General features: G+C 36.7%; 2 protein-coding genes. Both read left to right on the forward strand.

Annotated features, from left to right (window positions below; all coding sequences use genetic code 11):
- Positions 1-243: 243 nt before the first annotated feature.
- A complete protein-coding gene (locus D3P13_RS21765; RefSeq protein WP_394336479.1) occupies positions 244-1002 on the forward strand; it encodes a tyrosine-type recombinase/integrase in 759 nt (252 codons plus the stop codon).
- On the forward strand, positions 999-1192 hold a 194-nt coding region (locus tag D3P13_RS21770; protein ID WP_232829270.1), incomplete at its 3' end, for a transposase zinc-binding domain-containing protein. The genes D3P13_RS21765 and D3P13_RS21770, both read left to right, overlap by 4 nt.

A 1192-nucleotide genomic window follows, 5' to 3' on the forward strand; every position in this document is an offset into this window, starting at 1 on the left:
TTGTTGAACTAATCCCGACCGAAAAGTCGGGAAGCTTTTTATTATTAGTTAAAAATAGTAGAACTTGCTTAGATAACCTTTAAAAAGAGAAACAATGTTTAAAAAAAATCAAAAACGTTAATAGAGCAAGCTAAAGAACAAGTTTCAGGATTTGATATTGTTTGCCAAAAACTAGAACGCAACTTCACTATTACAGGAAAAGCCAAAAGTACGTTAACCAACTACACAAGATGTCTAGCTCATATGGCGTTACACTTTAAACAAAGCCCTGAGAAGCTAGACAAAGAGGCTATTGACGAATATTTATTTCATTGTAAAAACCTTCATCAAACCCCATCGGATAGTTTTTTTAAACATACTGTTTATGGACTTCGTTCGCTGTACAAGATTTTGAACTTACCAGACAAAAAAATTGCTTTACCACAAATCCATAGGCAGAACAATTTGCCAATTGTACTGAATAAAACGGAGGTAAGAGCACTTCTAAATTCCCCAAAATATTTACGTCATAGAGTAATGCTCGGTGTATTGTACGGTTGTGGGCTCAGAAGTTATGAACTTTGTGATTTGCGTTGTGCCGATATTGATTTTGAGCGTAAAACAGTATTTGTACGCAAGAAAAAAGGACATACGGACAGGTATTTGCCCTTAAGCGATCTACTGGCACGAGGTTTAAAAAAATATATAAAAAACGACCATCCCCAAGATCATTTGTTTTACAGTCAAGTAAGTTCAGATGGCGACAGGCATGCCATTACCACCAGAGCCATACAATGGATCATTAAAGAATCCCGAAGTAAGATAGCCACCAAAAAGAAGTTTACTGCCCATAGCTTACGCCATAGTTTTGCTACTCATTTGTTAGAAGACGGTATGAACATCCTAACGATAAAAGACCTAATGGGGCATAAGCGTATAGAAACTACGATGATCTATCTTCAAATAGCCCAATTAGATAACCATTCAAAATTCAGTCCGCTCGATACGCTTTATAAAAAGTGAATCCCAAGTTTAAGGTAGCGGATATCTTAACATTAGAACAAGACAACCTAGAGCAGTTGAGTTTTACCTCATGGCATTACCGGACATTATTAGCCATAAAAAAATGTAGAACAAAGGCTCTGGGCGGTCACATTGACCAATGTACTTGTTGTAAGAAGATACATGTGTCGTACAACTCTTGCAGGAATCG

It is taken from the genome of Aureibaculum luteum (assembly GCF_003449015.1).
In the GTDB taxonomy this organism is placed as follows: Bacteria; Bacteroidota; Bacteroidia; order Flavobacteriales; family Flavobacteriaceae; genus Aureibaculum; species Aureibaculum luteum.